General features: G+C 64.1%; 1 protein-coding gene. It reads left to right on the top strand.

Annotation, left to right across the window (positions count from 1 at the left end; all coding sequences use genetic code 11):
- Positions 1 to 51: 51 nt before the first annotated feature.
- Positions 52 to 234 (top strand): hypothetical protein (locus HMPREF2990_RS11875; protein WP_141757927.1); only part of this gene is annotated, 183 nt, incomplete at its 3' end.

Here is a 234-nt window from a genome sequence, read left to right as displayed (position 1 = left end):
CTTCTCACATTTGCTTGTTTGCGCAGGTTGCGGGTGTTTATTGTGGGGGCCATGAACCTCGTAGACGCGTTAATCGCCCAGGACCGCGCCGGCATCGCCATCGTTGCCGACGCGGCATCAGTGAGCGTCTCCGAGCTCGTTGCCCGCGGCATGGACCGCGACCGCGCCGAACAACTCGCGCTCGCCGCCGAGGTGTTCTACGGATCGGTGCGCAATAGGAAGGCCCAAGCGGCG

Origin of the sequence: Corynebacterium sp. HMSC071B10, from assembly GCF_001814825.1 — a bacterium.
Classification (GTDB): Bacteria; Actinomycetota; Actinomycetes; order Mycobacteriales; family Mycobacteriaceae; genus Corynebacterium.
Note: the sequence above shows the minus strand (reverse complement) of the source record. Positions and strands in the feature narration are given on the sequence as shown.